This is a genomic window from Paenibacillus sp. Root444D2 (assembly GCF_001426375.1).
In the GTDB taxonomy this organism is placed as follows: domain Bacteria; phylum Bacillota; class Bacilli; order Paenibacillales; family NBRC-103111; genus Paenibacillus_E.
Genome location: NZ_LMEO01000050.1, coordinates 508,536 through 533,209, shown reverse-complemented (window position 1 = coordinate 533,209; position 24,674 = coordinate 508,536). Strand labels below are relative to the sequence as shown.

The window sequence follows — 24,674 nt, the reverse complement described above, 5'->3', positions numbered from 1 at the left end:
TTACTATTAGAAACTTATATTTGGCTTTATCGATTCACAAAATAGATAAGGCTACTTTCACAACATCCTGCAGAGATTGCCGATCTGAAGCGGTTTTGCCTAGTACATAAAGGCCGTTGCGCGTATTAACCAAAAACCGTGAAAGCTCGCGTAGCGTATGGTGGAATTTCATACCACCCTGTTTTTGCGCCTTCAATAGAAATTGGTAAAATCGAGACTCCATATCGAGGTTATAAGCTTCAACCCTACTGGCGATGCCGGGATCGATTGCTGCAAGCTCCATGGCCGTATTTGCAATAAAACATCCCCTTCGCTGCGTTTCGCTCCTCAAGGCACTGTCGATCACCTTATCAAAGAAATGGGCAAGCACCTCTTTAGGAGAACCGGATTCCTCTAAGATAGAAAAAAGTCTATGGTTGGAAACTTGACGGAACCGATCCAGGCAGGTCAAGAAAAATTGATTTTTGTCTCCGAACGTATCATACAGGCTTCCGCGGTGAACACCCGTCTTTTCCACAAGGTCTTGAATAGAAGTTCTTTCGTAGCCTTGCTGCCAAAATAGCTCCATGGCTTTATCTAAAGCGAGTTCTTGATCAAATTCTTTTGGTCTGGGCATAGGATAACCTCCTTAAGGATAGTATAGTAATTTAAGAACGGTTAGTCAAAATGAATAGCCAGTTTACTTTGAATATTATTCATTACGACTTCGAAAAACCAAGGGTATATCCTCATATTCAAATATTATATTTGACTGTTCATTCTTAAATGGCGTATAGTTGTGCTTAGATAACGCAGCCGATAACGATTATCTCTCTGTCTATTTGAGAATGGTCGTTCTTTAATAATTATTATGAATTGAAATCAAATTCAAATGGAGGGTACTTATGAATAATTGAATAGAAAAATTATTTAAATCCACCACAGTGGGAAAATTAGAACTAAAGAATTTTGGGGAAGCTTTGGGAAGGGGTAAACAAAAGATGTTTAAGATAAAGAATACTTCTATCGATGTGAAAGATCAGGGTGTTATGAAAGAAGGTGTGGTTACCCTTCTACTCGGTATAGCGATCGTACTCGTCATCATGAACACGATGATGTTTAATTTGGCTTTACCTGCTGTTTCAAAAGATTTTCATCTGTCTGCTTCATCTACCTCGTGGATTGTGACGGGTTACTCTATTGTTTTCGCGATGGCATCCATAACGTATAGCCGATTAGCTGACTTCATTCCAATCCGAAGGCTCTTTATTATAGGAATATTATTTCTCAGCCTTGCGGCAATCGCTGGATTGTTCAGTAACAATTTCATCATGCTGCTAATCGTCCGCATTCTGCAAGCATCTGGAGCAGGTTCGATCCCTGCCTTATCCCTCAACTTGATTTCCCGGTATGTTCCGGTTGAGCGGCGGGGTAAGGCAATGGCTCTGATTATGTCTTCCATATCGCTAGGTCTTGGCTTAGGTCCAGTCGTCGGCGGAGCCATTGTCCAATACCTAGGTTGGCATATTTTGTTCGTCGTAACTGCAGTTACTTTACTGTTAGTGCCTTTCTTTGTAGTTCTCATTCCGAAAGAAGAGCCGCGTAAAGGGTCTTTTGATGCCCTAGGCGCACTATTTATTGGCGTTGGAACGACAGGACTTCTGCTTTTCTTAACCAACCACTCATGGATCATGTTGATGTTCGGACTTGTCGCTCTTGCCTTATTTATCGTCCGCATTCGATCGGTTAAAGAGCCTTTCGTACTCCCATCACTATTCTTGAATCGGTCTTTTCTCATTCTAGGAGCTGTGGGGATAGCAGCGTATCTTTGTAGCTTTGCTACACTATTCCTAATGCCGCAGATCCTTGTTAAACAGTATGGCCTAAGTGCAATTCAAGCCGGTCTTGTCATTTTTCCGGGCTCGATATTAGCCGTGTTCGTATCCCGACGGGTTGGCCGTATCATTGATTCGCGCGGAAACAACACGATTATCAGATTTCTACCTTTGTTCCTTCTCGCTTCTGTCATTTTGTTCGCCTTGTTTGAAGGAACTTCATTTGTTTCGATCATGCTGATTTATATGCTAATGAGCGTTAGTATCACTATTTTGAATAGCAGTGTATCTAATGAAATGTCTAGAATACTGCTGCCATCGCAGATTGGATCAGGACTCGGTCTATTTCAACTTCTCCAATTTTTTAGCGGTGCCTTTGGTGTTGCTATGACAGCAAGTGCCCTTGTTTGGCAGAAGAACATCCCTCAAGCGAGTGCTTATAGCAATATCTATTGGGGTCTAACGATAGTTGTAATCCTATCCATCGGTTGCGCAATTGGTTATCTCAGATCGACATTGAGAAAACCACAAATGGCCTAAGATTTAAATAAAAATCATCTTTTGGATAAAATTAATCTCCGGGGAGAAGATAGATCATGAATCCATTTAAACAAAGTGGAGCAACAGCAGAAACAGTATTGTTTCCCAATGCATTCCTAATGCACAACTGATTATTTATCTGGATTCCGGTCACGGATTTCTGTTCCAATACGTGGATTTGTTTGCCGAACATGTTTCTAAATAGAGACTAAACGACGAATGGTTTAAATATATAAACCTCAGACCCTCAGCCCATTGCTGTGGGTCATTTTTGCTGTTTAGCTAACGGCCGTATAATTCTATGAAGTCTGACTTTTTCATTTAGTTTTAATAAGTTCGAAGGGAATAACCTCTGAATAAAGAAATAAACAGTAGCAGGTATTCTAAATTGGAGGCTGAACATGGGAAAAACGTTATTTCATCGGCTGCTGCTTTCGTATGTACCTATCTTTTTTATCGTGGTCACGTTTACGTTTTTCGTATTTTTTCAGCTGCTCAGCGAGCAAAGCCGGAAGGAGGCGCTGAACGCCAACAAAATGTTGTCACTGCAGGCGATGCGTCTGATTGACACCTCCCTGAAAGCGATTGACAATATGGTAATGACCGAATCGATTAATAATAAGCAATTGATTGATTTCTTTAATAATGATGCAAAAGACAACGTTTACATAAACATAAGTGCGGTTAAAAAAATGCAGGAAATGATCTCTTCCTATCCAATTATCGATTCGATCTATTTGGTGCGTTTTGAAGACAATTTCGTTCTCAGCAATGCGACAAGCGATCAACTCGGCAATTATAAGGATGAACCGTTCATTAAACGAGCCATGGTTCCGCAGATGTCCAAACACTGGTCGGGTGTTAGAGACTTTGAACAGTTTACGGTGAAAGGCAGTAAACCTGTTGTTAGTCTTGTTCGGGGGGCGCCGTTCATAACGAGCGAAAAAGGAATGATCGTTGTCAACGTGGCGACCGATTCTTTGCAAAAAAATATCGCCGACCTGTACGATTCGAAAGCAAGCTTTATCGGGGTTCAGGATGCTTCAGGCAAAGATTTATTTAAAGATTCGAATTCTAAGGGACAAGCGAGGATATTCTCTAATTATGTATCGAGCTATACGGGATGGTCCTTTCAAAGCGGACTTGTCAACGGTAAGGTGTTTCATATCGTCTCCTCGCTGTATAACGTGTGGTTTATTATCGGGATCGCGATGATTGTATTTGGATTCATATGGTTAGTTTATGTGACCAGACGCAATTCGAAACCGCTTGAGCAGATTGTTGCGCGTATTCGAGGTTACCGTCTTCCGCTGTCAGGCAGTGTGTCCAAGGAGGGCGGGGATGAGTTCTCGTTCATCGAGTCTGCGCTCGTTAATATTATTGAGCAATCTAATCAGTATCAGCAAAAGCACAAAGAGGACATGCATCTTCGAACGAGGTACTTGTTCCATCAACTCATTGAAGGCGGTACGGGCTTAACGATCGACGAATGGATGGAAGAAACGAGCAGTCTTCAGCTTCCGCGCCCTTCCGACGGACAAGTGGTGCTTGTGATCGAAATGGATAAATACAACGACTTTTGCCGCCAATACTCGCGCATAGACCAGAATCTGCTTAAATTCGCGCTTCGCAGCGTCATTCAGGAGCTTGCTCCAAAGCATGGACTCGAGCTGTGGGCAGAGTGGACTTCCGCGTCTCAGCTCAGCGTTATGGTCTTCCTTGAGGGCGAAGAGGAGGCCAGCGAGCATTCTGTGATTCTCGAGCTTTTTGAGAGCGTTCGTCTGTGGACACAGGATAACCTTAAGTTTACGGTAACTATCGGTATCGGCGAGCAGGTTGTACAACTTTCCGATGTTGCAAATTCATACAAAGGGGCGCTTACGGCACTGAAACACAAAATTGTGCTAGGGGAAAACCGTCTCATTACAAGCAAGCACATCGCAAATCACGGCCAAGCAGAAGTGTTCTCGCATCTGAATGCGATTCGCTCCATAGTCCAGTCGTTCAGACTGCTCGACGAAGACTGGAGGACGAAGTTCGACGAGCTATTTGGCGAAATGAAGCAGGGGCTGTTGACGAAGGACGAGATTACGAATCTGATGAATTATTTCATTTACTATTTGGGCCGGGAAATGGCGGGAATGACAAAAGAGTTTCAAGACATATGGGCACGAGACGGTTTGCCGAAACTAAGCGAAACTGTTGATCTTTGCCATTCTCTCGAACAAATGCGGGAAGAGACTTTGGCTATGCTGAATAGTCTGGGCACCGTATTGCAGGAAGCGCAGGAGCAGCGTCTGCATGCAGCTACGATTCGCGATATGCGGAAATTCATCGAAGAGCAATACGCCAATCCGAATATGTCGCTCGATTATCTCAGTTCAAACTTCAACATCAATGCCAAATATGTAAGTAAGCTGTTTAAGGAAGAGACCGGACAGAAGTTCGTCGACTTCCTGATCGATATTCGCATGCAGGTTGCGCAGCGTCTCCTTACGGAATCACAAGCTTCCATGCAGGAGGTAGCCGAACAGGTCGGTTATACGAGTGCGATTTCATTCAGCCGCGCGTTTAAGAAAGTGGTTGGCAGCTCCCCTAGCGAATTCCGCGAGGAAGCGGCACGTAGGCAACTGGGTGAAATTGGTTAAGCGGTAGAAAAGAGTTTGCAGAGCTTGTTCACCCATCAGTTTAATAATGGTTATCAAGCAGCAGCTCCGGCTATTAACCGGAGCTGCGCGTATTTTCAGGCTATGGGAAAAAGGTTAGGGACACGATTCTTGTTTCTTGCAGCATCCTGCTATCGCACTCTAGTATTAAGATATGAAAACGTCATCAGATCAGACGAAAGGAGAAGGAGCTAATGTCAATCATCCAAAAGGAGTTAAGGACGTCCATACCTCCAAACAACAGCAATCAGCATAAAACGGCAGTGCCCGGCAGCAAGTCATCTTTAAACATCGTTGGGAAAAAAATGAAGCGTCACTGGCAGTTATATTTGGTTGTATTGCTGCCGCTTCTTTATTTGGTTATTTTTAAGTACATTCCTATGGCTGGTGTTGTCATTGCTTTCAAAGACTACAACGTCATCAAAGGCATTTGGGGAAGCCCCTGGGTCGGTTTGAAGTATTTTGAACAATTTTTCGAATCACCGAATTTTTGGATGTATATGAAGAACACGCTCGGCATCAGTATGTACGGCTTGCTTGTCGGCTTTCCGGCCCCGATCCTATTGGCGCTGGCTTTGAATGAAATACGCAACGGATTTTTCAAAAAGAGCGTGCAGATGGTCACTTACGCGCCTTACTTTATTTCAACGGTTATCATGGTGTCCATTCTCATCGTAACACTGTCGCCGAACGTCGGAATCATCAGCAAGTTTCTGCAAATGCTCGGCGTGGATAACACAAATTTCATGGGCATCCCCAGCTTGTTCAAATCGATCTATGTCTGGTCGGATGTATGGCAGTATACGGGCTACGGTGCCATCATTTATATAGCGGCTCTGTCAGGCGTTAACCCTGAACTGTATGAATCGGCTAAAGTGGATGGCGCGTCCAGACCTCAGAAGATCATCAATATCGATATCCCAAGTCTGATCCCAGTTTCCGTCATACTGCTCATTTTGAATTTAGGTAACATAATGAAGCTTGGCTTCGAAAAAATATATTTGATGCAAAATCCACTCAACGTCAGCACGTCGGAAGTCATTTCGACCTATGTGTACAAGGTGGGTCTGCTTAGCTCCAGCTTTAGCTTCTCAGCAGCAATCGGCTTCTTTAACTCAGTCGTCAACCTGATTCTTCTCGTAGGTGTCAACTACATAGCCAAGAAGCTGTCCAATTCGAGCTTGTGGTAACGGACGGAGTCGCTAGAACCCGATGTTGCGCACAATTCAGGAGCGTCAGTCCACAGTAAGGAGGATCATTTATGCTAAAATCGACAACGATTCGGGAATCGCAGGGCGATCGGTTGTTTCTGCTCGGCATCTACATGCTTTTAACTGTTGTGCTGATCGTCGTCCTTTTCCCGCTCATATTCATCATCAGCTCATCATTTAGCTCGCCGCAAGCTGTCGTATCCGGTAAGGTGTGGCTGTTTCCAGTCGAGTTTACGCTAGAGGGCTATAAAGCGGTGTTCCGCAATCCGCAAATCGTATCCGGTTACATGAATTCGCTGATTTATGCAGTCGCCGGTACGGCTGTCAACGTTGCATTGACTGTTATGCTTGCTTATCCGCTGGCCAGAAAAACGTTCTACGGCCGCAATTTTATTATGGTACTCCTGGTCATCACGATGATGTTTGACGGAGGGCTTATCCCTTTCTATCTAGTCGTGAAAAACCTGCATTTGCTCGATTCTCGCTGGGCGATGATTTTACCAGGGGCGATGGCGGTGTTTCAGGTTATTGTTGCCCGCACCTTTTTCCAGACAACGATTCCCGATGAGATCGCCGAAGCTGCGGAACTCGACGGCTGCAGCGACATCCGGTTCATTACCAGTATCGTGCTTCCGCTTTCCAAACCGATTCTGGCTGTGCTAACGCTGATGTATGCAGTCGGCCATTGGAACGCTTATTTCGATGCCTTGATTTTCCTGAAATCGCCGAATTTGTTCCCTTTGCAAATCGTGCTGCGCAACATTCTGATTCTGAACACAATTGATGCGACCATGGTGTCCAAAGTGGATCAAATGTTGGCTCAGCAGGGGCTGAAGGACTTGCTCAAGTATTCGCTTATCGTTGTTGCGAGTGCCCCCGTGCTGATCATCTATCCGTTCGTGCAGAAGCATTTTGTTAAGGGCGTCATGATCGGTTCATTGAAAGGGTAACACTATGGCGGCCAAACAGCTCAATTAACTTGAAAGGTGGTGGTACGTTAGTCTTGCAGCTTAGATTACTTCCTTTAGATTCAAATGACAGGGTTCGATAAAATGGGAGGAGTCGTCTATATGAAAAAATGGAATAAAGCTTACACGGGTACGATGGGGGTAGTATTAAGCTTTTCGCTCGTTTTGAGCGCTTGCAGCACAGAATCAGGTACGCCTGCGGCAAACACACCTTCAACCAGCGCGCCTGTCGCGACCGATGTGTTCTCACCTGTAGGACAATACCCAATTGTAAAGAAACCGATGACGATTAAAATGTTTGCACCTCAGCTCGCCAGCATCGAGAATATGGAGACCAATACATTTACGAAATACGTTCAGGACAAGACGAACATTCAAATTAAATGGGACCTCGTACCTGACAAAGCGCTTAACGACCGCAAACAACTGATGCTGGCAAGCGGTGATTATCCGGAAGTGATTTTACATGGGTCCTTGACCAAAGATGAGCAGATGAAGTACGGCAAGCAGGGCGTGTTTATTCCGCTGAACGATTTGATTGATAAATACGCGCCGAACTTCAAGAAAGCGATGGCCGATCTGCCTTATCTGAAGAGCTCCATCACGGCGCCGGATGGCAACATTTATGCGCTTCCGCAAATTAACGAGTGCTATCACTGCAACTACGCCCAGAAGCTGTGGATAAACCAGTCATGGCTGGATAAGCTCGGACTGAAAATGCCGACAACAACGGATGAGTTTTATGAAGTGATGAAAGCATTTAAGGAAAAAGATCCGAACGGTAATGGCAAAAAAGATGAAATTCCGCTTACAGGTTCCGACGACATGTGGGCAGGCAACATCGCCTCCTTTCTGATGAACTCGTTCATTATCGACGACCAGGTGGACAAAGACAGCGGTACGTTCCTCCAGTTGAAGGACGGCAAGGTGGATTTGTCCGCCAACAAGGCAGAATGGAAGCAGGGATTGTTGTACCTGAACAAGTTATATAAGGAAGGACTGATCGATCCAGCATCATTTACACAAAATTCCGACGCGATTCAGCAGCTCGGCAACCGCCAGGACGCCAATGTGATGGGAGGCATTACTACAGCTTTGATCAGTTACGCTCATTCGCCGGACGAAAAGCACCCGCGCCATAAAGAGTATGTAACCGTTCCTCCGCTCAAAGGACCGAACGGTGTGCAGCAAGCAGGGTATTATGCGGGAGTGGGCAGTTCGCAGATGGCGATTACGAATAAAGCGACGAAAGAACAGCAAATTGCTGCAATCCGTTTGGCCGACTATTTATACACAGAAGAAGCGATCGTACTTGAAGAGCGCGGTCCGGAAGGCCAAGGATGGCGCAAAGCGAAGGACGGCGAGCTGGATATGAACGGCAAACCGGCGAAATATGCGATTATTCCGATAACTGATACCAAAACGACGCACAACGATGGTTGGGAACAGATCGGTCCGTCTCTCCGCACGTTCCAATACCGCGATTCGTGGGCAGCTCTTCAGGATCCGTTTGCTGAAGGCGCATACGAAGTTCGATTGAAGCGTGAATCGGCGAAATATGAACCTTTCCAATCGAAGATGATGTATCCGTCCAGCGTGTTCATCGCATTGGAAGATGCGGAAGTGGCAGCCCAACTGAAAACGACAATCCGCGATTACATTAAGTCCAACATGGCGCAGTTCATTACGGGCAGCAAGGACATTGAGAAAGATTGGGATAGCTATGTAAAAGGTTTTGACGGCTTGCAGCTAGGCAAGTATATCGAAATCTATCAAAAGGCAATTGCCAAAAAGTAATACTAGAGCTTCCTTATGTTCCGCCTTCGGATCTGATCTGATGGCGGAACTATGCGATTTCTGACTGCTATAACTAAGGCGATGATCATACAAATTAAAGGAAGCGAGTGTGGCTCATTCATGGATATTAACGTTTTAGCGAAACCGACCCTGCAGCAGATGGCCTGGCAGGACTTGGAGCTGGGTATGTTTTGTCATTTTGGCATGAACACGTTTTGCGATCAGGAATGGGGAGAGGGAACAGACTCACCGCTTAAGTTCAATCCAACGCAGCTGGATGCGCGCCAGTGGGTGAGGACAGCAAAGCTGGCCGGGTTTAAATATTTTGTTTTGACTGCCAAGCATCATGACGGGTTCTGCTTATGGCCAACGAAGACGACCGATTATTCGGTCAAGTCGAGCCCATGGAAAGATGGACAAGGGGACGTTGTCCGCGAAGTGTCGGATGCCTGCCGGGAGGAAGGCTTACAGTTCGGTTTGTACTTGTCGCCTTGGGACCGTCATGAGCCGTGCTATTCGGACAAAGCGGCATACGACGATTTCTATGCGGAACAATTGACCGAGCTGTTGACACAATACGGTCCGCTTGTCGAGGTATGGTTTGATGGGGCAGGCTCTCAGGGCCGGGAGTACGACTGGCAGAGAATTATCGGACTTGTCACACAGTACCAACCGGATGCGATGGTGTTCAATATGGGACAGCCGACTATTCGCTGGGTTGGAAATGAAGACGGCGTTGCCCCATACCCGTGCTGGAATACAGCGGAGAGCGCAAGAGAGAGTATGTTCACAAGCGATATGCTTACTTGGATGGAAGGCACTACATCATGGGTGCCTGCGGAGTGCGATGTACCAATCCGCAAACGCCATTGGTTTTGGCATCCGGACGACGAGGTCAGCCTGCACAGCTTGGAACACTTGATGGATCTTTACTACCGCTCTGTGGGGCATGGCGCGACACTGTTGTTAAACGTTGCCCCTGATGACCGCGGTTTACTGCCGGAAGTGGACGTGCAGCGCGTAATCGAACTAGGCGATGAAATCCGTCGCCGGTTTGACGCTCCGCTCGCCGTTACAACAGGAGGAGGCATGGAAGTAACGCTTCAATTAAAGGGTGAGCAATCCGTCGATCATGTTATTATTATGGAAGACATCGCACACGGCGAACGGGTACGGGAATATGTGCTTGAAGCGCAGCGTAACGGCGAGTGGGTGGAACTTGTAAAAGGAAGCGCCATCGGTCACAAGAAAATCGATAGATTTACAGCTGTTGAGACAAGTGAATTGAGAGTCCGGTTTACCGAGTGCGCAGCGACGCCGATTGTACGCAAATTTGCCGCTTACTCGGTAAGCTGATTCGAAGTTTGAACGTTAATCGATGAATACTTGGAGGTATGAAGATGAAAATCGGGCTTAGTTCTTACAGTTTGCTGCAGGCGTTGAAGTCGGAAAAAATGACAATTCTGGATGTTGTTCAGTGGGTGAAAGACAACGGCGGCGAGCATCTGGAACTTGTTCCGTATGGCTATACGCTTGTGGATAATCTGGAGCTGGCGGATGCGCTCAGAGATAAGGCGAGATCGGTCGGTATCGATTTATCGAATTATTCGATTCCTGCTAACTTCGTACAGGAGACGGAGGAAGAGTTCGAAGATGAGATGGACCGTGTGAAGCAGCACGTTGATCTTGTGCATCGATTGGGCATGAGGCATATGCGCCATGATGTTACGGCCTTTACACTGCCTCCGGAGAAAATGACAATCGAGTACTTTGAAAACAGTTTACCGCTTATCGTTCGTGGAAGCCGAATTATTGCCGACTATGCGGCAAACTACGGCATTACGACTACGATTGAAAATCACGGTTTCTCCGTGCAGGCGAGCGATCGGGTGCAGCGCGTGCTAGCCGAAGTGAATCGCCCCAATTTTAAAACAACATTGGATGTAGGCAATTTTATGTGCGTAGACGAAGCCCCGCTTGTTGGCGTGCGCAAAAATCTACCTTACGCTTCCTTAATCCATTTTAAAGATTTTTACTTCAGACCGTACTATCAAGACCCGGGAGAAGGCAATTGGTTCCGGACTACAAACGGAAATTATTTAAGGGGCGCAATCGTCGGCCATGGGGACATCGAGATCAGAGAAATCATAAAGCTGATCAAAAATACGGGCTATGACGGCTATGTAACCGTAGAATTCGAAGGGATGGAAGACTGTGAAGTCGGTTCGCGGATAGGCATGAATAACTTAAGAAAATTGTGGAATGAAATTTAAGTGAAAGACAAAGGCAGCCGTCCAATATGGATTGGCTGCTTTTGTCTCATTAGGGGGAAGAAGCAATTACGATTACGTGCGAGGAATTGGTCAGAGGATATGATTCAAAGAGCATAAATCCTTTGCAAAGTGGTTGCTTGAAAATGCTGACAAAGCATACACACCACCAATGCCGACCGTCGATATTTCGAAAACGGGGGTAAATGAAGTGGCTCTTCAAATATGTGAATGGGTTCGTGGACATATTGTCGACAAAATAAGCGCAGTACTCATCTATAATGTGACAAACATTTTATCCAATGCAAGCTTATAATGTATATATAACAGAATAAGAAGTCCTGCTACTCATTTACTGACACTTGAGAGGATGGTCAATATGGACAAGCAGTTCATAAAGAGGTTACACACGCTCAATCGTCGCGACGAATTGAGATCAATACTACTAATTGAAGGTGTTAAACTCGCTCTCAAACGAAAAAAGAAATTGAGTTTGTTAGGTAGGGTTTTGAATAATAAAAAGAAACCGGTTATCGCTAAAGGATGGAACTGATATTTCATCCAATTGCAGGTGTATCATTAAGGATGACGAATAGATAACCTAAATACGAAGTTAGGTGGCGTGAAATCATGAAAGTTCTGGTTACCGGTGCTGCCGGCAATGGTGGACAAGCTGTTTGCAGGGCATTAATTCAAGCAGGCTTTTCGGTTAAGATGGCAGACGTTATGCCTCCAAGTGCTGACGATTTGAGAGAAATTGAATTCGTTAGGTGTGACACGAGATCCCCTGGTGATGTACGTTCAGCGGTAAATGGAATGGATGCTGTTGTTCATCTAGCAGCATGGCATTGCGCGCATAATCCACCCGTAAGCGATGAAACGATTTTTGCTGTAAATGTGGATGGAACATTCCATGTTCTGGAAGCCTGCAGGCAAGCGGGGATTCAATCTATTGTATATGCTTCTTCAATGGCATATGGTTGGTGGTCAGTCTATGGCGTTAGCAAAGTTATTGGGGAAGATCTATGTAAGACTTATCATGAAATGACCGGTGCATCGATAGCCATGCTTCGTTACCATGAGTTCATACCTCGCCCGTATTTAGAGTTCGGGGCACGTTTGCTTCGTAATGGTGTGGATAGAAGGGATGTTGCTGAAGCTACAGTTGCTTCTGTCAAGGCAGTTTTGGAGAAGAGAGTGGGGCTTTTTCGTACAATTGTTCATACGAATCACGGCATGCCGATAGAAGTAATCCAAGACTTTAGAAAATATGGTCCAGAGTGGTGTGAGACACAGGTTCCTGGCGCCATTCATTTGCTTAATAAATACGAGATCGAATTGCCTGAGCAAGTGGAACAACATGACCTTTCTGAAGCTGAAAAGGCAATTGGTTGGAAACCTCGTTATGGCTTCCTTGAGTTTCTAAAAGACTTAAAAGCGCGCGATGAAAAAGGGATCGATGTAACACACTTGAAGGTGCCTTCTGAAATCCCGGCAATGTGATATAGACAGATGGAGTTTCAACAAAGAATATTTCAAATCGGAACGCGGGTGTTAAGCAACACAATGCGTAGAATTGCGACGAGATACTACGGCGGGACACACAAGGAAAGCGTGTACGTTATCTCTTCCAATCCGACGGTTGTTTTTCAGCAGTAAGCAAGTCTATAGTGGTACCATCTTCGAGGGCTATCCTCCGAATCCGAAAGGAATCGGTCGAGGATAGCCCTTTCCTTACGGTTCGGCAAGCTGAAGCTCGGCGGTAGGGCCTGAGAAGCGGAAAATCGATCTCAGCAGTCTGTCCCGCGCGTCCGTGCTGTGAAAGCGCGGAAACCGCGCTTATCCAGGCGCCACCGAACAAATAGGCGCGAAAACCGCAACGAAAAATGTTAGTACGGAAATTATGATGCAACTTTTTTTCCATTTAGAATGAAAATCGGTTATTATATTAATGAAATAAAAATAGAAAGTGGGATCAATCGTGGGCCGTAAGTGGAATAACATTAAAGAGAAGAAAGCTTCTAAAGATGCAAATACAAGTCGAATTTACGCTAAGTTCGGCCTTGAAATTTATGTAGCAGCACGGAAGGGTGAACCGGATCCTGAAGCGAATCGTGCTCTGAAAGTTGTGCTCGAACGGGCAAAAACTTATAATGTGCCGAAAGCAATTATTGATCGTGCCATTGATAAAGCAAAAGGCAGCTCGGATGAAATTTATGAGGAGCTTCGTTACGAGGGCTTCGGACCAAACGGTGCGATGGTCATAGTGGACGCATTGACGAATAACGTGAACCGTACAGCTTCAAGTGTACGTGCAGCATTCAGTAAAAATGGCGGCAATATGGGTGTAAACGGCTCAGTCGCTTACATGTTCGATGCCACTGCTGTCATCGGTATTGAAGGCAAGAGCATCGATGACATCATGGAAATTTTGCTTGAAGCGGATGTAGACGTTCGTGACATTGCTGAAGAAGATGACATCGTTATGGTTTACGCTGATCCGGAGCAGTTCCATGCTGTTCAAGAATCATTCAAAAAGGCCGGAATCACGGAGTTTGCCATTGCTGAACTGACGATGTTAGCGCAAAATAGCATCACTTTATCAGAAGAAGGACAAGCCCAATTCGACAAATTGATTGATGCTTTGGAAGATTTAGAGGATGTGCAGCAGGTTTATCACAACGTGGAATAACCAACAAGTAAGTTGATCTCATAATACAACGGAAAAAGCTGGTTCCTGTTCGCAACAGGAACCAGCTTTTTTGTTATTCTACCGAAGTTAACGAGACCTAGAATAAAAAATCTGGATGAAAGACAAGATATATTTCAATATGGAACCGTCTACGAGATCAGTCTGCCTTTATTAAGGGACTTCATATCTATGTTGGAGTTGGCAATCAGAGGTAGCATCTTCACGCTGCTAATCATGGGAGAGAGGCAAAGGTGGCAAGTGGGAACGTACTCAAACGCAAAATTGTCCCGAATCCAACCCTTACAATCTTCTTCCTTGCAAGCCCAGATTTTAGTGTTTTCCTGAGGGAGATCCTCTAACGATTTTCTTCGAAAATACATAGTTATCCTCCTTAGATTAAAAAAAACTGCCCTTAACACTTGTTAAGGACAGTTTACTGTATCTTTGTATTACAGTTTTACAACATTCTCGGCTTGAGGTCCGCGGTTGCCTTGAGCTACATTAAATTCAACACGTTGTCCTTCGTCAAGTGATTTGAAACCATCACCTTGAATCGCGGAGAAATGCACGAATACGTCATTTCCGCCCTCCACTTCAATAAAGCCAAAGCCTTTCTCTGCGTTAAACCATTTTACTGTTCCTGTTTCCATAATCAATTACCTCCAAATAGTTATTTAACATGTTTTTTTAGATAAAAAAATCACACATTGAAAAAGGTACCATTACACAAATGATCACCTTTTCAATATGTGAATTTATGTTAACACGTTTTATAAGATCATCATATCACACAAAAGATTACAAAGCAATTTATTAATGCAAATGGTCAGTAGAGAAGGGTCTAAATAAAAGTGCGATTAAACTTACTCAAAAGTTCTCCGAACATTTGCTGATCTTCCAAAGACCATTCTTGCAATAGCTCCGCTACTCGTTCGAATCGAGCCTGTTTGTTTGAAGCCAATTCTTTGGCCCCGCTTTCCGTGATTTGTAGGGAATAGGCACGTCCATCCTGGGGATCTAGAATCCGGTATACATAGCCTTTTTGTTCCAAAGCGGCCGATTGTCGGCTGATTGTCGAGATATCCAGATGAAATTCCTCTGCCAAGGCTTTGACACCAGCAGATCCCTGTGAAGAGATTTGATGAAGTAAAAGATAGGCTGAACGATCCAGATTTCCAACTTTTTTATTGGTAGTTGCGGCCATAAACCGGCGCATAAGAATGGTTAATTCAAGCTCAATGGTTTCGGCAGGATGTTTCGTCATAGGTTACCTCGTTTTCATTTCTTTATACAACTTCATTACTTTTATCGTAACATACCCGGTATGTTTTGAATATCTTCGAACATACGGACTGAATATGGATTGACTTCGCATCACATAGTTGTATAATGCAAGTATATAGTTTCATCATACAACTTATTTGAACAGAAGGCAATTTCTAAACTGGAGGGGAACCGTCATTAAGGCAAATGAAATCATGGTTCGTCAAGTCTACAAAGTAAAGGAAGGCGATTCTGTACGCGACGTGATTGAAAAGTTTATTAAGCACAGAATCAGTGGGCTTCCCGTCGTTAATGACCGGAATGAAGTGGTTGCTTACATTAGTGATGGGGATATTATGCGTTTTATCGGCAAGCACGATGACCATGTCTTCGGTTCATATTTTTATACGGCCGTCATCAAAGGAGACAATGAAGAGTTCCACGAAAGAGTTCGTAGATTGCTTCCTTTGAATGTGATGAAAATCGCCCGAAAGAAGGTTTTTACCGTAGATTCGGATGAGGATATTGAGCAAATTGCTGCCATATTGGGTAAAAAACGAATTAAAAAACTGCCGGTTCTAAACCAAGGCGTTCTTGTCGGAATAATCAGCAGGGGGGATGTTATTCGGTATTCCTTCCAGTCCATTTTATAAGGATGCCAAAGGAAAGGATAGAACGTACAGCGGCAAGTTGGAGGAAAAAAAGTGGAGAGTAGTGACTCAATACAGAAACCATTCTGGCGTATTGTTTTTGCTGTATTTTTTGGGAATTTCATGGCGGCCTTGAGCACGACTACCATTAATGTGGCGCTGCCCGTTTTCATGGACGATTTTAATGCTCCGCTGAATACCGTTCAATGGATGATGTCTGGATTCATGCTGGCAACAGGTGTTATTGCTCCTGTCATTGGATTCATCGGGGATAAATTAAGCTACAAACGGCTGTATGTCTACGCATTAGGCGGATTTACACTAACCTCCTTACTTTGCATTTTCGCATGGAATATGGAGTCGCTTATCGCGTTTCGAATTCTTCAGGGGCTCTTTAGCGGTATCATTATGCCCACTACGATGACGATTATTTATCAGGTAATTCCAAAAGAGAAGCAAGCCAGTGCAATCAGCCTTTGGACCGTTTCTGCCATGCTGGCACCGGCATTCGGCCCAACGCTCGGGGGCTGGTTAACGGAATCTTATGGCTGGAAAGCCCTATTCCTCATGAACGTTCCGATCGGGATCATAGCCATGATCGTCACTCAGCGTTTTATTCCGTACTATCGGCTGGGGAAAGGCTTATCTTTGGACTTCGTCGGATTCCTTACAGTCATCATCGGAACGAGCTCGCTGCTTACATCCTTTAGCCAAAGTCATAGCTGGGGATGGACATCATGGAAAACGATGTTGCTTATGCTTGTGGGCATTATCATGATTACTTACTTTGTTATGCGGTCGCTTAAGTCAAACGAACCACTACTTCATTTGCGCTTATTCAAAATACCACGATTCACCTACAGTTTAATTTTGAATTGCACCATTACAATTTCTCTATATGCAGGAACTTTTCTTATTCCGATTTACCTGCAAAAAATTCAAAATGAATCCACACTCCACACCGGTCTTGTCATGCTGCCGGGAACACTGGCAATGGCGCTTGTTTCTTCACTGGTCGGGAAAGTGTATAACAAGGTGGGGCCATTCCGTTTGGTCCTGTCTGGCGTTATACTGATGGCTGTGGCTACGTGGGCTATGTCCCGATTAAGCATGACTTCTAGTACAATCTTCATCGTTACCTGGATTGCCATTCGTTACGTTGGAATCGCTATGAGCAATATGCCCGTAACAAATGCCGGTATGTCCGCCATTCCGTCGCAATCGTCAGGTCAAGCGTCGGCACTCATGAACTGGATCCGTCAAGGAACCGCTGCGCTTTCTGTCAGCCTTTTCAGTACCATTCTTTCTTCCAGAACCCTTAGTTATATGGGACAATCTGGAGCTAATGATAGTCAAGCAGCCTCGCGCGCACTCTCCCTTAGCATACAGGACTTGTTTATAATCGGCACGATACTTGTTGTCATGGCGGTACCACTCACATTTTTCCTCAGGAAAAAAAGTCCCTCTGCAGGTGGGGTGATTATGAGCAAGATGGAGGAGGTATAGAACTGAAAAGAACTCTGCATTTTTGCTGGCCATACCTACCGGTTATAAGTGTATAATATAATAGGAATTTTATAGAGAAAGAAATAGAAAGAGAGAGAGAGAACCATATGATTACAAAATCCTTATCACCATTAGTTGCAGCACTAGATTTAAAGCCTCATCGTGAAGGCGGATGGTACAAGGAGCTTTGGAAAGCTTCCTTCGAAATTCCAAAAGAGGTGCTTAATGAAGCGTACACAGGTTCCCGATACGCGGCTACTTCCATTTATTTTGTGCTTCATCCTGAAGAGTTTTCAGAGTGGCATACGGTATTATCGGATGAACTTTGGCTTTGGCATTCAGGTAGTCCATTGTTATTAACACTCGGAGGTACAAAAGACAAGCCTGAGGAAACACAAGAGATCATTCTCGGACCAGATGTGATCAATGGACAGTGTCCACAAGCCTTAGTTCCGGCCAACGTTTGGCAGACGGCAAAACCGCTAGGAACCGAGCCTGTTTTTGTCTCCTGTGTTGTAGCGCCGGGGTTTCATTATGATGACTTTAAGTTAATCAAGAAATAAGCTACGGCTCTTGGAATACAAAATCTTGATTATAACGTTTGTCCGCTATCAACTGTAATGATTTGACCTGTCATTGCTTCTTGTTCCAAGGCTGCACAGATAAATTTAGCAATATCTTCAGGTGTGGAAATGCGCTGCAGCAGAAGATTAGGAGCTAACCTGTTCATTTGTTCTTCTCTTCCAGTCCACCATCTTGTCGCGACGGCTCCCGGTGCAACGCAGTTGACTTTAATATTTGGAGCTAAGGCGCGTGCTAACGATTTCGTAAGACCGTGAACTGCCGCTTTAGATACAGCGTATGGAAGAGAGGAGCCTAATCCTGTTTGTCCCGCTATACTGCCGAGATTGACAATCGCTCCTTGTTTATTCATTTTCATGAATGGGGCAACAGCTCTAGCGCAGAAATACATACCTTTGACATTAACATCATAAAGCTCATCCCATACTTCTTCTGTTGCCGCTTCCAGATCATCAAATGGGATATGCCGTGTAATGCTGGCATTATTCACAAGCAAATCAATCGTCCCAAATTGTTGAACCAATATATCCACCATTTTCCTGACTTCTTTGTCTTGAGAAACATCGGCCCTAATGGCTATGGCGCGGCCACCTTTTGTATGGATGATTTGTGCTGTTTCTTCCGCATCGGCTTTAGAGGCCGAATAGTTCACCGCGACAGTTGCCCCCCGCTCAGCAAGTGCAAGGCTAATAGCCCTTCCGATCCCTGTACCACCGCCAGTTACAAGAGCCACTTTGTCTTTTAAATCCATAATTATTCTATCTCCTTTTGCTTTTGCTACTATGATATTAATGATTGTATATGGCCAATCTTAATTTGTATAATTGAATTAATTGATCGAGATGTTCAAAAAAATTGAACTTGGAGCTAGGGGTACTTCGATGGATCTTAAAACATTAAAAACGTTTCAAATGATTGTAAAGCACGGTAGTTTTATTCGTGCAGCTGATGAAATGAATTATGTTCAATCCACCGTTACGATGCAAATTCAAAAGCTTGAATCCGACTTGGGCGTTCAGCTTATCGAACGCGGAAAAAAAATCAAGTTAACAGAAGCCGGGAGACTGTTCTATGAACAGAGTTTGCAAATTGTAAAGAATATAGAGCAATTACAAACGAACTTGTCGGATTTGCAATTAGGCGAAAGGGGGAATATCCGTTTAGGGGTGACGGAGCCAACTGCCAGTTATCGAATACCTGGTATCTTAGAGAGGTTTTTATCACAATTTCCGAAAATCCGTATCTCTGTGGAATTTGCAAACACGCCAACATTAAGCGAGCGGCTTCTCAATGGGGATATTGACTTGGCTCTTTGTTCGGCACCGGACCTGGGTTCCGAGCTCTATTTTGAACCTTTATTTAAGGAAAAGTTTGCGGTCTTGATGCAGGAGAACCATCCGCTTGCCCAAAAAGCGGTTATAGCGCCGGATGATATTCGGGGACATCGTCTGCTTATCACATCAGCAACCTGTCCGTACCGCAGAAAACTTGAAATGGTATTGCATGAATCAGGGAACAATCCAATAGACACTATGGAGATTGGCAGTATGACAGCTTTGAAATATTATGTAGAAAGTGGATTAGGTATTGCTCTTGTGCCAGAGATTGTTTTGAAACCAGTTCCTACAGGAACAACGATACGGCCTATGAGCGGCAGTCTTATAGACATGACTTTCGGCATTCTCTCCAAACCTTCGGAATTTCCGTTGAAACAGGCAAGCTCGAAGCTTTACCAATTTCTCAGGCAAGAACTACTTGAACAATTCCCCAATGGACTCAAAAATTAGACCCTCAGCCCGTTGCTGTGGGTCTTTTTTTGTTGGCGATTTACAAAGACCGTTAATTATCGTTATATTTCTGAAAATAATCGTGTAGAGATCTCTTAGAGTTCATTCCTATAATGGACATGAATGTAATTACATTTGACAAGGAGAGATTTTATGCGAGAAAGGATTGCGAAATGGGTAGCTTTGTTCATGCTTTTGTTTATGACGGTCTCCTCCAACGCGGGTATTGGCGTTCAAACAGCGTATGCGGAAAGCCAAACCTACGAAGCGGAAGCACCGGTTAATGTTTTGAGCGGTAACGCGTCAGCGGCCGAATGCACCGTATGCTCGGGAGGAAAGAAGGTAGGCGGCCTCTATCAAGGAAGCTCGCTGCAATTCAACGGAATTACCGTAAGCGAAGCTGGAAGCTACAAGGTGTCGGTTTCTTACATATCCGGCGATCCTCGTTCGGTGAACATCCGTGTAAATGGAGGGAGTGCGGAAAATTTCGATTTTCCCAAAACGGCTGATTGGAGCACGGTCGGCACCTTTGATGTCACGCTTCAATTAAATGCCGGTACGAATACAATCGTGTTCGACGACGGAAATTGGTATTCTCCGGACATTGACAAGATCGTAATAGCTCCTACAGTAACTCCGAATCCCGGAGGAGGTGGCGGAAGCGAAACGCCCCCGACATTCGCACAAAATTACGAGGCTGAGTCTGCTGTAAATATGCTTGCTGGCAAAGCTTCCGTGTCCAATTGCGGCATGTGTTCAGGAGGCAAGAAAGTCGGCAATTTGTATCAAGGAAGCTCGTTGCAATTCAATCAAATCCAAGTGAATGCTCCTGGTGTCTACACGGTGAAACTGTACTATATTTCCGGCGATCCCAGATCCGTTCAAGTCAGTGCGAACGGAGGGGCGGCCGAACTGTATGATCTGCCGAAAACGACGGATTGGAATACGGTCGGCACGTTTGACGTTGATCTTTCTTTAGCGGCGGGCAGCAACACGATCCTCTTGTCTGACGGCAATGCGTACTCCCCTGATATCGATAAGATCGCAGTGTCGCCCAAAATCGTTACCTATGAAGCAGAAGCTTCAGCTAATACACTTGCAGGCAAAGCAAGCATTTCGAACTGCAGCAGCTGTTCCGAAGGCAAAAAAGTCGGCAATTTATATCAAGGCAGCTCCCTGCAATTTAATGGGGTTGAGGTGGGTTCAACCGGAAATTATCAAGTAACCGTTTCTTATATTTCCGGCGATCCTCGTTCTGTACAAGTCAGTGTTAACGGAGGAGCCGCTGAAACGTATGATTTTCCGAAAACACCCGACTGGAACACGGTGAATACGTTCGTTATTCCTTTAGCGTTAGTGGCTGGCAGCAATACGATCCAGTTTGCTGACGGCAACGGCTACTCCCCGGATTTGGATAAAATCGTGGTCGGTCCGAAGATTGAATCGAATCCTGGCGAGGACGATAACGTCGGCGGCAGCCTTGGCGACCCCGGCGAGTCGAAACAGTACGGTTCCATCACCGTAACGCATTATACGTATGGCGCGACTTTTTCGAACGGTGAGACGACCATTTCGTACCATACTGACAGCGGTCTGGCGGATTATTCCTGGAAGGACGCCAAAATTGTAAAAGGCGTATACGGCAGCTTACAATTGGGCGAGCTCGTCACCAGCAAGAGTTATACCAGTCATACCTTATCGGATGCTGCAATTGTCCCGGTTCATGACGGCTTTGGTACAGGACTTCGTTTTACCGTCATCAATGAATCGCCCGGTAAACCTGCGCTTCATCAGATTTATACTGTGTATGAAGGAAAGAACTTCTTCCTGACTCAGTTAAAAGCGGTTAACACTTCATCCATGACGACGAATAACATAGCACCTATCATTGTGAGCAATAGTGGCGGTGTGGATATTGGAAGCAATGCGGATAATAGAGCGCTATTCGTCCCGTTTGATAATGATAACTGGATTCGGTATAAGGCCCAATCGATCAACACTTCGAACACGGGGTATGAAGTAACGGCTATTTACGATAACACGAATCGGAATGGTCTCGTGATCGGCTCCGTCACTCATGATACTTGGAAGACGGGTATTGCATGGAAAGGATTTAATAATAAATTGAACAACCTCACGGTGTATGGCGGAGCATCCTCCAACATAACGCACGACGCCGAGGCTCACGGAAGCATTTCTGGTACTGAATTAACATCACCAACCGTGTTTGTCGGCTATTTTGCGGATTACCGCGCCGGTCTCGAGGAATACGGACGTGCGAACGCCGTGTTCACTCCGCCTTTAAGCTTCCACGGCTCTGTTGCCCAAGAAGTTCCGGTAGGCTGGAACAGTTGGGGGGCCTACGGCAGCAATCTCACCTACCAAGATGTAATAGATACGTCGAATTACTTCAAGACGCACCTTCAAAACAATAATTTTAACAACAAAGGTGCACTCTACATTAACTTGGATTCTTATTGGGACAATTTAACGGATACCCAGCTGCAGAATGCGGTGGCAACAATCCGTCAAAATGGTCAGCAAGCTGGTATTTATTGGGCGCCTTTCGTTTACTGGGGCAATAATATGAGTCAGACTGTTGAGGGTACAAACAATCAATATACGTACGGAGATATTGTATTGAAGGATAGCACTGGGAAAATATTACCTACTCTGGACGGCGCCTATGCGCTTGATCTGACTCATCCAGGAACGAAAGCACGAATGGACTACTATTTGGGCAAATTTAAGGCCTTAGGCTTCACTTATATCAAATTAGATTTCTTAACACACGGTTCTTTGGAAGGGAAGCATGCCGACCCAACCGTGACCACCGGTATTCAAGCTTATAATCAAGGGATGGCCTACGTGAACAGTGTCATAGGCGGCAGCATGTTCATTAGCGAATCGATTGCGCCGTTATTCCCCAGCCAATATGCACACAGCCGTCGAATCTCTTGCGATGTGTACGGCAAAATCAGTGAGACAGAATATGAGCTGAACGCGCTCACCTATGGCTGGTGGCAGAATGGTACGATTTACCCTTACACCGACCCAGATCATATGGCGTTGTCGAGGGCCAGTTCCTTGGACGAAGCGCGCAGCAGAGTAACTTCTGCCGTTATTTCCGGCACAGTCTTTTTGAATTCCGATGACATTCACAATGTGACCGCTCAAGCTTACATGAACGAACTGTTGACGAACAAAGAAGTCAACCGTGTCGCGTTACTGGGCAAAGCTTTCCAAACGGTCGAAGGAAACACCGGTGCGGGCGCGGCCGATACGTTCGTACTAAATGACAATGGAACTTATTATGTGGCTGTCTTCAATTACAACGGTACTTCCTCTTCGACAAAGTCCGTCGATCTGACCCGTGCGGGATTGAATGGCACCAGTAACTATCTGCGAACAGACTTATGGTCAGGAGCCGAGGATAAGGTGAGCGGTAAGCTGAACGTAACCCTGAAGCCGGCCGAGTCTAAACTGTTTAAGCTTCAGCTTGATACTATTCCTCCTACGACGAGCGTCGTCTTGGATGGGATCAGCGGTTCCGGAACTTTTAGCAACAAAGACATCATTATGACATTCAACGCAGCGGATCAACCGGGAGGCACCGGCCTCCTGTTGACTGAATATCAGTTGAACGGGGGAAATTGGATAACGGTTAACGGACCTGTAACACTATCCGAGGAAGGCGTTAACAGCATTCATTATCGTTCGAAGGATCGATACGGCAATGTGGAGGAAGCCAAGCAAGTGACTGTCGGCATCGATCACACAGCACCCGTTGTCCGAATAACCGGTCCATTAACCGTCTGGCAAACAGATCCATTGAGCCTGACTGTTCAGATCACGGATGCGTTAAGCGGCATAAGTAATAGCACCGTTCAACTGGATAAGAAAATCACGAGCAATCCAATCAATGCTGCCCCTGCAGCTTTAGCCGTTGGAAACCATGTGATCGAGATTACCGGGACGGATCTGGCCGGCAACGTTACAGCGAATACGTATACGCTACAGGTACAGATCGATGCCAATCATTTCATTGATCTCATCAACATCGGTGTTGCGAACGGTTCGATCACGATTTCAGACAAAGGCAAGGAATTGCTTGCCAAAGTGGAAACGATTATTCGCAGCAACAATAAAGAAGTGACTGTCCGCCAATTAAAGGCGCTGCGCATCTTTGTTGAAGCTTTAACCGGCAAAAAGATCACCAAAGAATTCTCTGCGATCCTCATCGCTGATATCGATTACTTGATCCAAAATGCCAGTAAATAGCTGTAAGGAAAGGGGGCCTTCCCAAAAGTGTTCGCATGATTGAGCATGTCCCAAATGTACACAAAAGAACCTCCAATTCCACTAATAAAGGTGGTGAGATGGAGGTTCTTTTTACATATGAATTTCGTTCTGAATACCGATTCGAGTGTCCTAGAAGGTCAATCGAGCAAAAGGGGCTATCGCAAGTAGATTTCTACTTATGGGACAACCCTTAGTTACCTATTTTTATTGGGTTAGGGTATGGCGATTCCAAATTGAGCTAGGGGGTTCGGCAGCTTTGTGAAGGTAGAAAGGCCATTGGAGTTATCAATGTTGTATTTTCTGTAACAATTCACTCGTCAAAAGGCTATTTTGCAAGTGGAAGTTGTAGTTTGTACAACATTTCTAACCCATTTCTTGCGAAATCGCCTCTACGAGGACCAAATTGTTGTACATTATGCAACAACGAGGAGGTGAGCGGCGGATCTAGGCTGAATTGTTGCACTTTCTGCAACATCAACAAACCGTGCATTGGTACCCGTCCATCTATCCATCCATGCATCCATGCATCCATCCATACTTCCGTACATACATATACATCCGACCCATACACCCATACAAATAAACAAACAAACAAACAAACAAACAAACATTCGTTCATTCATACA

General features: G+C 45.1%; 20 protein-coding genes. 14 read left to right on the top strand and 6 right to left on the bottom strand.

What is annotated here, in order from left to right; genetic code table 11:
* Positions 1 to 34 precede the first annotated feature (34 nt).
* Complete coding sequence (locus ASD40_RS29750) at positions 35 to 616, bottom strand: TetR/AcrR family transcriptional regulator (protein WP_057306742.1); 582 nt, start codon at positions 614 to 616, stop codon at positions 35 to 37.
* Between the two features lie 364 nt (positions 617 to 980).
* Between ASD40_RS29750 and ASD40_RS29745 the strand changes: the two genes are divergently transcribed.
* The 9 genes from ASD40_RS29745 (at position 981) to ASD40_RS29705 (ending at position 13,958) form a co-directional block, all read left to right on the top strand.
* Positions 981 to 2,354, top strand: a complete 1,374-nt coding sequence (locus ASD40_RS29745) for an MFS transporter (RefSeq protein ID WP_057306741.1) — start codon at positions 981 to 983, stop codon at positions 2,352 to 2,354.
* A gap of 401 nt (positions 2,355 to 2,755) precedes the next feature.
* On the top strand, positions 2,756 to 5,002 hold the full coding sequence (locus ASD40_RS29740; protein WP_057306740.1) for a helix-turn-helix domain-containing protein: 2,247 nt from the start codon (positions 2,756 to 2,758) through the stop codon (positions 5,000 to 5,002).
* A gap of 323 nt (positions 5,003 to 5,325) precedes the next feature.
* Positions 5,326 to 6,210, top strand: a complete 885-nt coding sequence (locus tag ASD40_RS29735) for an ABC transporter permease (protein WP_235549457.1) — start codon at positions 5,326 to 5,328, stop codon at positions 6,208 to 6,210.
* Positions 6,211 to 6,281: 71 nt separating this feature from the next.
* Positions 6,282 to 7,181 (top strand): carbohydrate ABC transporter permease, encoded by a 900-nt coding sequence (locus tag ASD40_RS29730; protein WP_057306738.1) that lies wholly within the window; start codon positions 6,282 to 6,284, stop codon positions 7,179 to 7,181.
* A gap of 120 nt (positions 7,182 to 7,301) precedes the next feature.
* Positions 7,302 to 8,996, top strand: coding sequence for an ABC transporter substrate-binding protein (locus ASD40_RS29725; protein ID WP_057306737.1), 1,695 nt, complete (start codon positions 7,302 to 7,304; stop codon positions 8,994 to 8,996).
* Positions 8,997 to 9,116: 120 nt separating this feature from the next.
* Positions 9,117 to 10,352, top strand: coding sequence for an alpha-L-fucosidase (locus ASD40_RS29720; protein WP_235549434.1), 1,236 nt, complete (start codon positions 9,117 to 9,119; stop codon positions 10,350 to 10,352).
* 44 nt (positions 10,353 to 10,396) lie between these two features.
* Positions 10,397 to 11,269, top strand: coding sequence for a sugar phosphate isomerase/epimerase family protein (locus ASD40_RS29715; RefSeq protein WP_057306736.1), 873 nt, complete (start codon positions 10,397 to 10,399; stop codon positions 11,267 to 11,269).
* Between the two features lie 627 nt (positions 11,270 to 11,896).
* The gene (locus ASD40_RS29710) at positions 11,897 to 12,769 is read left to right on the top strand and encodes an NAD-dependent epimerase/dehydratase family protein (RefSeq protein WP_057306735.1); all 873 of its coding nucleotides are present in this window, start codon (positions 11,897 to 11,899) and stop codon (positions 12,767 to 12,769) included.
* A 478-nt stretch (positions 12,770 to 13,247) separates the two neighbouring features.
* Complete coding sequence (locus tag ASD40_RS29705; RefSeq protein WP_057306734.1) at positions 13,248 to 13,958, top strand: YebC/PmpR family DNA-binding transcriptional regulator; 711 nt, start codon at positions 13,248 to 13,250, stop codon at positions 13,956 to 13,958.
* 149 nt (positions 13,959 to 14,107) lie between these two features.
* On the opposite strand, the gene ASD40_RS29700 is transcribed toward ASD40_RS29705, so the two are convergent.
* From ASD40_RS29700 to ASD40_RS29690, 3 genes are all read right to left on the bottom strand, one after another.
* On the bottom strand, positions 14,108 to 14,338 hold the full coding sequence (locus ASD40_RS29700; RefSeq protein WP_057306733.1) for a cold-shock protein: 231 nt from the start codon (positions 14,336 to 14,338) through the stop codon (positions 14,108 to 14,110).
* 69 nt (positions 14,339 to 14,407) lie between these two features.
* Entirely contained in the window at positions 14,408 to 14,608 is a 201-nt protein-coding gene (locus tag ASD40_RS29695; RefSeq protein ID WP_028553508.1) for a cold-shock protein, read from the bottom strand.
* A gap of 191 nt (positions 14,609 to 14,799) precedes the next feature.
* A complete protein-coding gene (locus ASD40_RS29690) occupies positions 14,800 to 15,222 on the bottom strand; it encodes a MarR family winged helix-turn-helix transcriptional regulator (RefSeq protein ID WP_057306732.1) in 423 nt (140 codons plus the stop codon).
* A gap of 196 nt (positions 15,223 to 15,418) precedes the next feature.
* Between ASD40_RS29690 and ASD40_RS29685 the strand changes: the two genes are divergently transcribed.
* The 3 genes from ASD40_RS29685 (at position 15,419) to ASD40_RS29675 (ending at position 17,940) form a co-directional block, all read left to right on the top strand.
* Positions 15,419 to 15,874, top strand: coding sequence for a CBS domain-containing protein (locus ASD40_RS29685; RefSeq protein WP_057307087.1), 456 nt, complete (start codon positions 15,419 to 15,421; stop codon positions 15,872 to 15,874).
* 51 nt (positions 15,875 to 15,925) lie between these two features.
* Positions 15,926 to 17,377, top strand: a complete 1,452-nt coding sequence (locus ASD40_RS29680) for an MDR family MFS transporter (RefSeq protein ID WP_063870864.1) — start codon at positions 15,926 to 15,928, stop codon at positions 17,375 to 17,377.
* Positions 17,378 to 17,487: 110 nt separating this feature from the next.
* A complete protein-coding gene (locus ASD40_RS29675) occupies positions 17,488 to 17,940 on the top strand; it encodes a cupin domain-containing protein (RefSeq protein WP_057307085.1) in 453 nt (150 codons plus the stop codon).
* Between the two features lie 29 nt (positions 17,941 to 17,969).
* Here the strand turns inward: ASD40_RS29675 and ASD40_RS29670 are convergent, their stop codons facing one another.
* Positions 17,970 to 18,710 (bottom strand): SDR family NAD(P)-dependent oxidoreductase, encoded by a 741-nt coding sequence (locus ASD40_RS29670; protein WP_057306731.1) that lies wholly within the window; start codon positions 18,708 to 18,710, stop codon positions 17,970 to 17,972.
* A 130-nt stretch (positions 18,711 to 18,840) separates the two neighbouring features.
* Between ASD40_RS29670 and ASD40_RS29665 the strand changes: the two genes are divergently transcribed.
* Both ASD40_RS29665 and ASD40_RS29660 read left to right on the top strand, forming a co-directional pair.
* Positions 18,841 to 19,746, top strand: coding sequence for a LysR family transcriptional regulator (locus ASD40_RS29665; RefSeq protein ID WP_057306730.1), 906 nt, complete (start codon positions 18,841 to 18,843; stop codon positions 19,744 to 19,746).
* 153 nt (positions 19,747 to 19,899) lie between these two features.
* Positions 19,900 to 24,027: an OmpL47-type beta-barrel domain-containing protein gene (locus ASD40_RS29660; RefSeq protein WP_057306729.1), complete on the top strand. Its 4,128-nt coding sequence runs from the start codon at positions 19,900 to 19,902 to the stop codon at positions 24,025 to 24,027.
* Positions 24,028 to 24,461: 434 nt separating this feature from the next.
* On the opposite strand, the gene ASD40_RS37575 is transcribed toward ASD40_RS29660, so the two are convergent.
* The gene (locus ASD40_RS37575) at positions 24,462 to 24,671 is read right to left on the bottom strand and encodes a hypothetical protein (RefSeq protein ID WP_156390233.1); all 210 of its coding nucleotides are present in this window, start codon (positions 24,669 to 24,671) and stop codon (positions 24,462 to 24,464) included.
* Positions 24,672 to 24,674: the final 3 nt, after the last annotated feature.

Coding starts and splice junctions, on each gene's coding strand:
- ASD40_RS29745 (WP_057306741.1), top strand. CDS start 981: ATGTTTAAGATAAAGAATACTTCTATCGATGTGAAAGATCAGGGTGTT.
- ASD40_RS29730 (WP_057306738.1), top strand. CDS start 6,282: ATGCTAAAATCGACAACGATTCGGGAATCGCAGGGCGATCGGTTGTTT.
- ASD40_RS29720 (WP_235549434.1), top strand. CDS start 9,117: ATGGATATTAACGTTTTAGCGAAACCGACCCTGCAGCAGATGGCCTGG.
- ASD40_RS29715 (WP_057306736.1), top strand. CDS start 10,397: ATGAAAATCGGGCTTAGTTCTTACAGTTTGCTGCAGGCGTTGAAGTCG.
- ASD40_RS29725 (WP_057306737.1), top strand. CDS start 7,302: ATGAAAAAATGGAATAAAGCTTACACGGGTACGATGGGGGTAGTATTA.
- ASD40_RS29670 (WP_057306731.1), bottom strand. CDS start 18,710: ATGGATTTAAAAGACAAAGTGGCTCTTGTAACTGGCGGTGGTACAGGG.
- ASD40_RS29740 (WP_057306740.1), top strand. CDS start 2,756: ATGGGAAAAACGTTATTTCATCGGCTGCTGCTTTCGTATGTACCTATC.
- ASD40_RS29690 (WP_057306732.1), bottom strand. CDS start 15,222: ATGACGAAACATCCTGCCGAAACCATTGAGCTTGAATTAACCATTCTT.
- ASD40_RS29750 (WP_057306742.1), bottom strand. CDS start 616: ATGCCCAGACCAAAAGAATTTGATCAAGAACTCGCTTTAGATAAAGCC.
- ASD40_RS29695 (WP_028553508.1), bottom strand. CDS start 14,608: ATGGAAACAGGAACAGTAAAATGGTTTAACGCAGAGAAAGGCTTTGGC.
- ASD40_RS29735 (WP_235549457.1), top strand. CDS start 5,326: ATGAAGCGTCACTGGCAGTTATATTTGGTTGTATTGCTGCCGCTTCTT.
- ASD40_RS29660 (WP_057306729.1), top strand. CDS start 19,900: ATGCGAGAAAGGATTGCGAAATGGGTAGCTTTGTTCATGCTTTTGTTT.
- ASD40_RS29710 (WP_057306735.1), top strand. CDS start 11,897: ATGAAAGTTCTGGTTACCGGTGCTGCCGGCAATGGTGGACAAGCTGTT.
- ASD40_RS29700 (WP_057306733.1), bottom strand. CDS start 14,338: ATGTATTTTCGAAGAAAATCGTTAGAGGATCTCCCTCAGGAAAACACT.
- ASD40_RS29665 (WP_057306730.1), top strand. CDS start 18,841: ATGGATCTTAAAACATTAAAAACGTTTCAAATGATTGTAAAGCACGGT.
- ASD40_RS37575 (WP_156390233.1), bottom strand. CDS start 24,671: ATGAATGAACGAATGTTTGTTTGTTTGTTTGTTTGTTTGTTTATTTGT.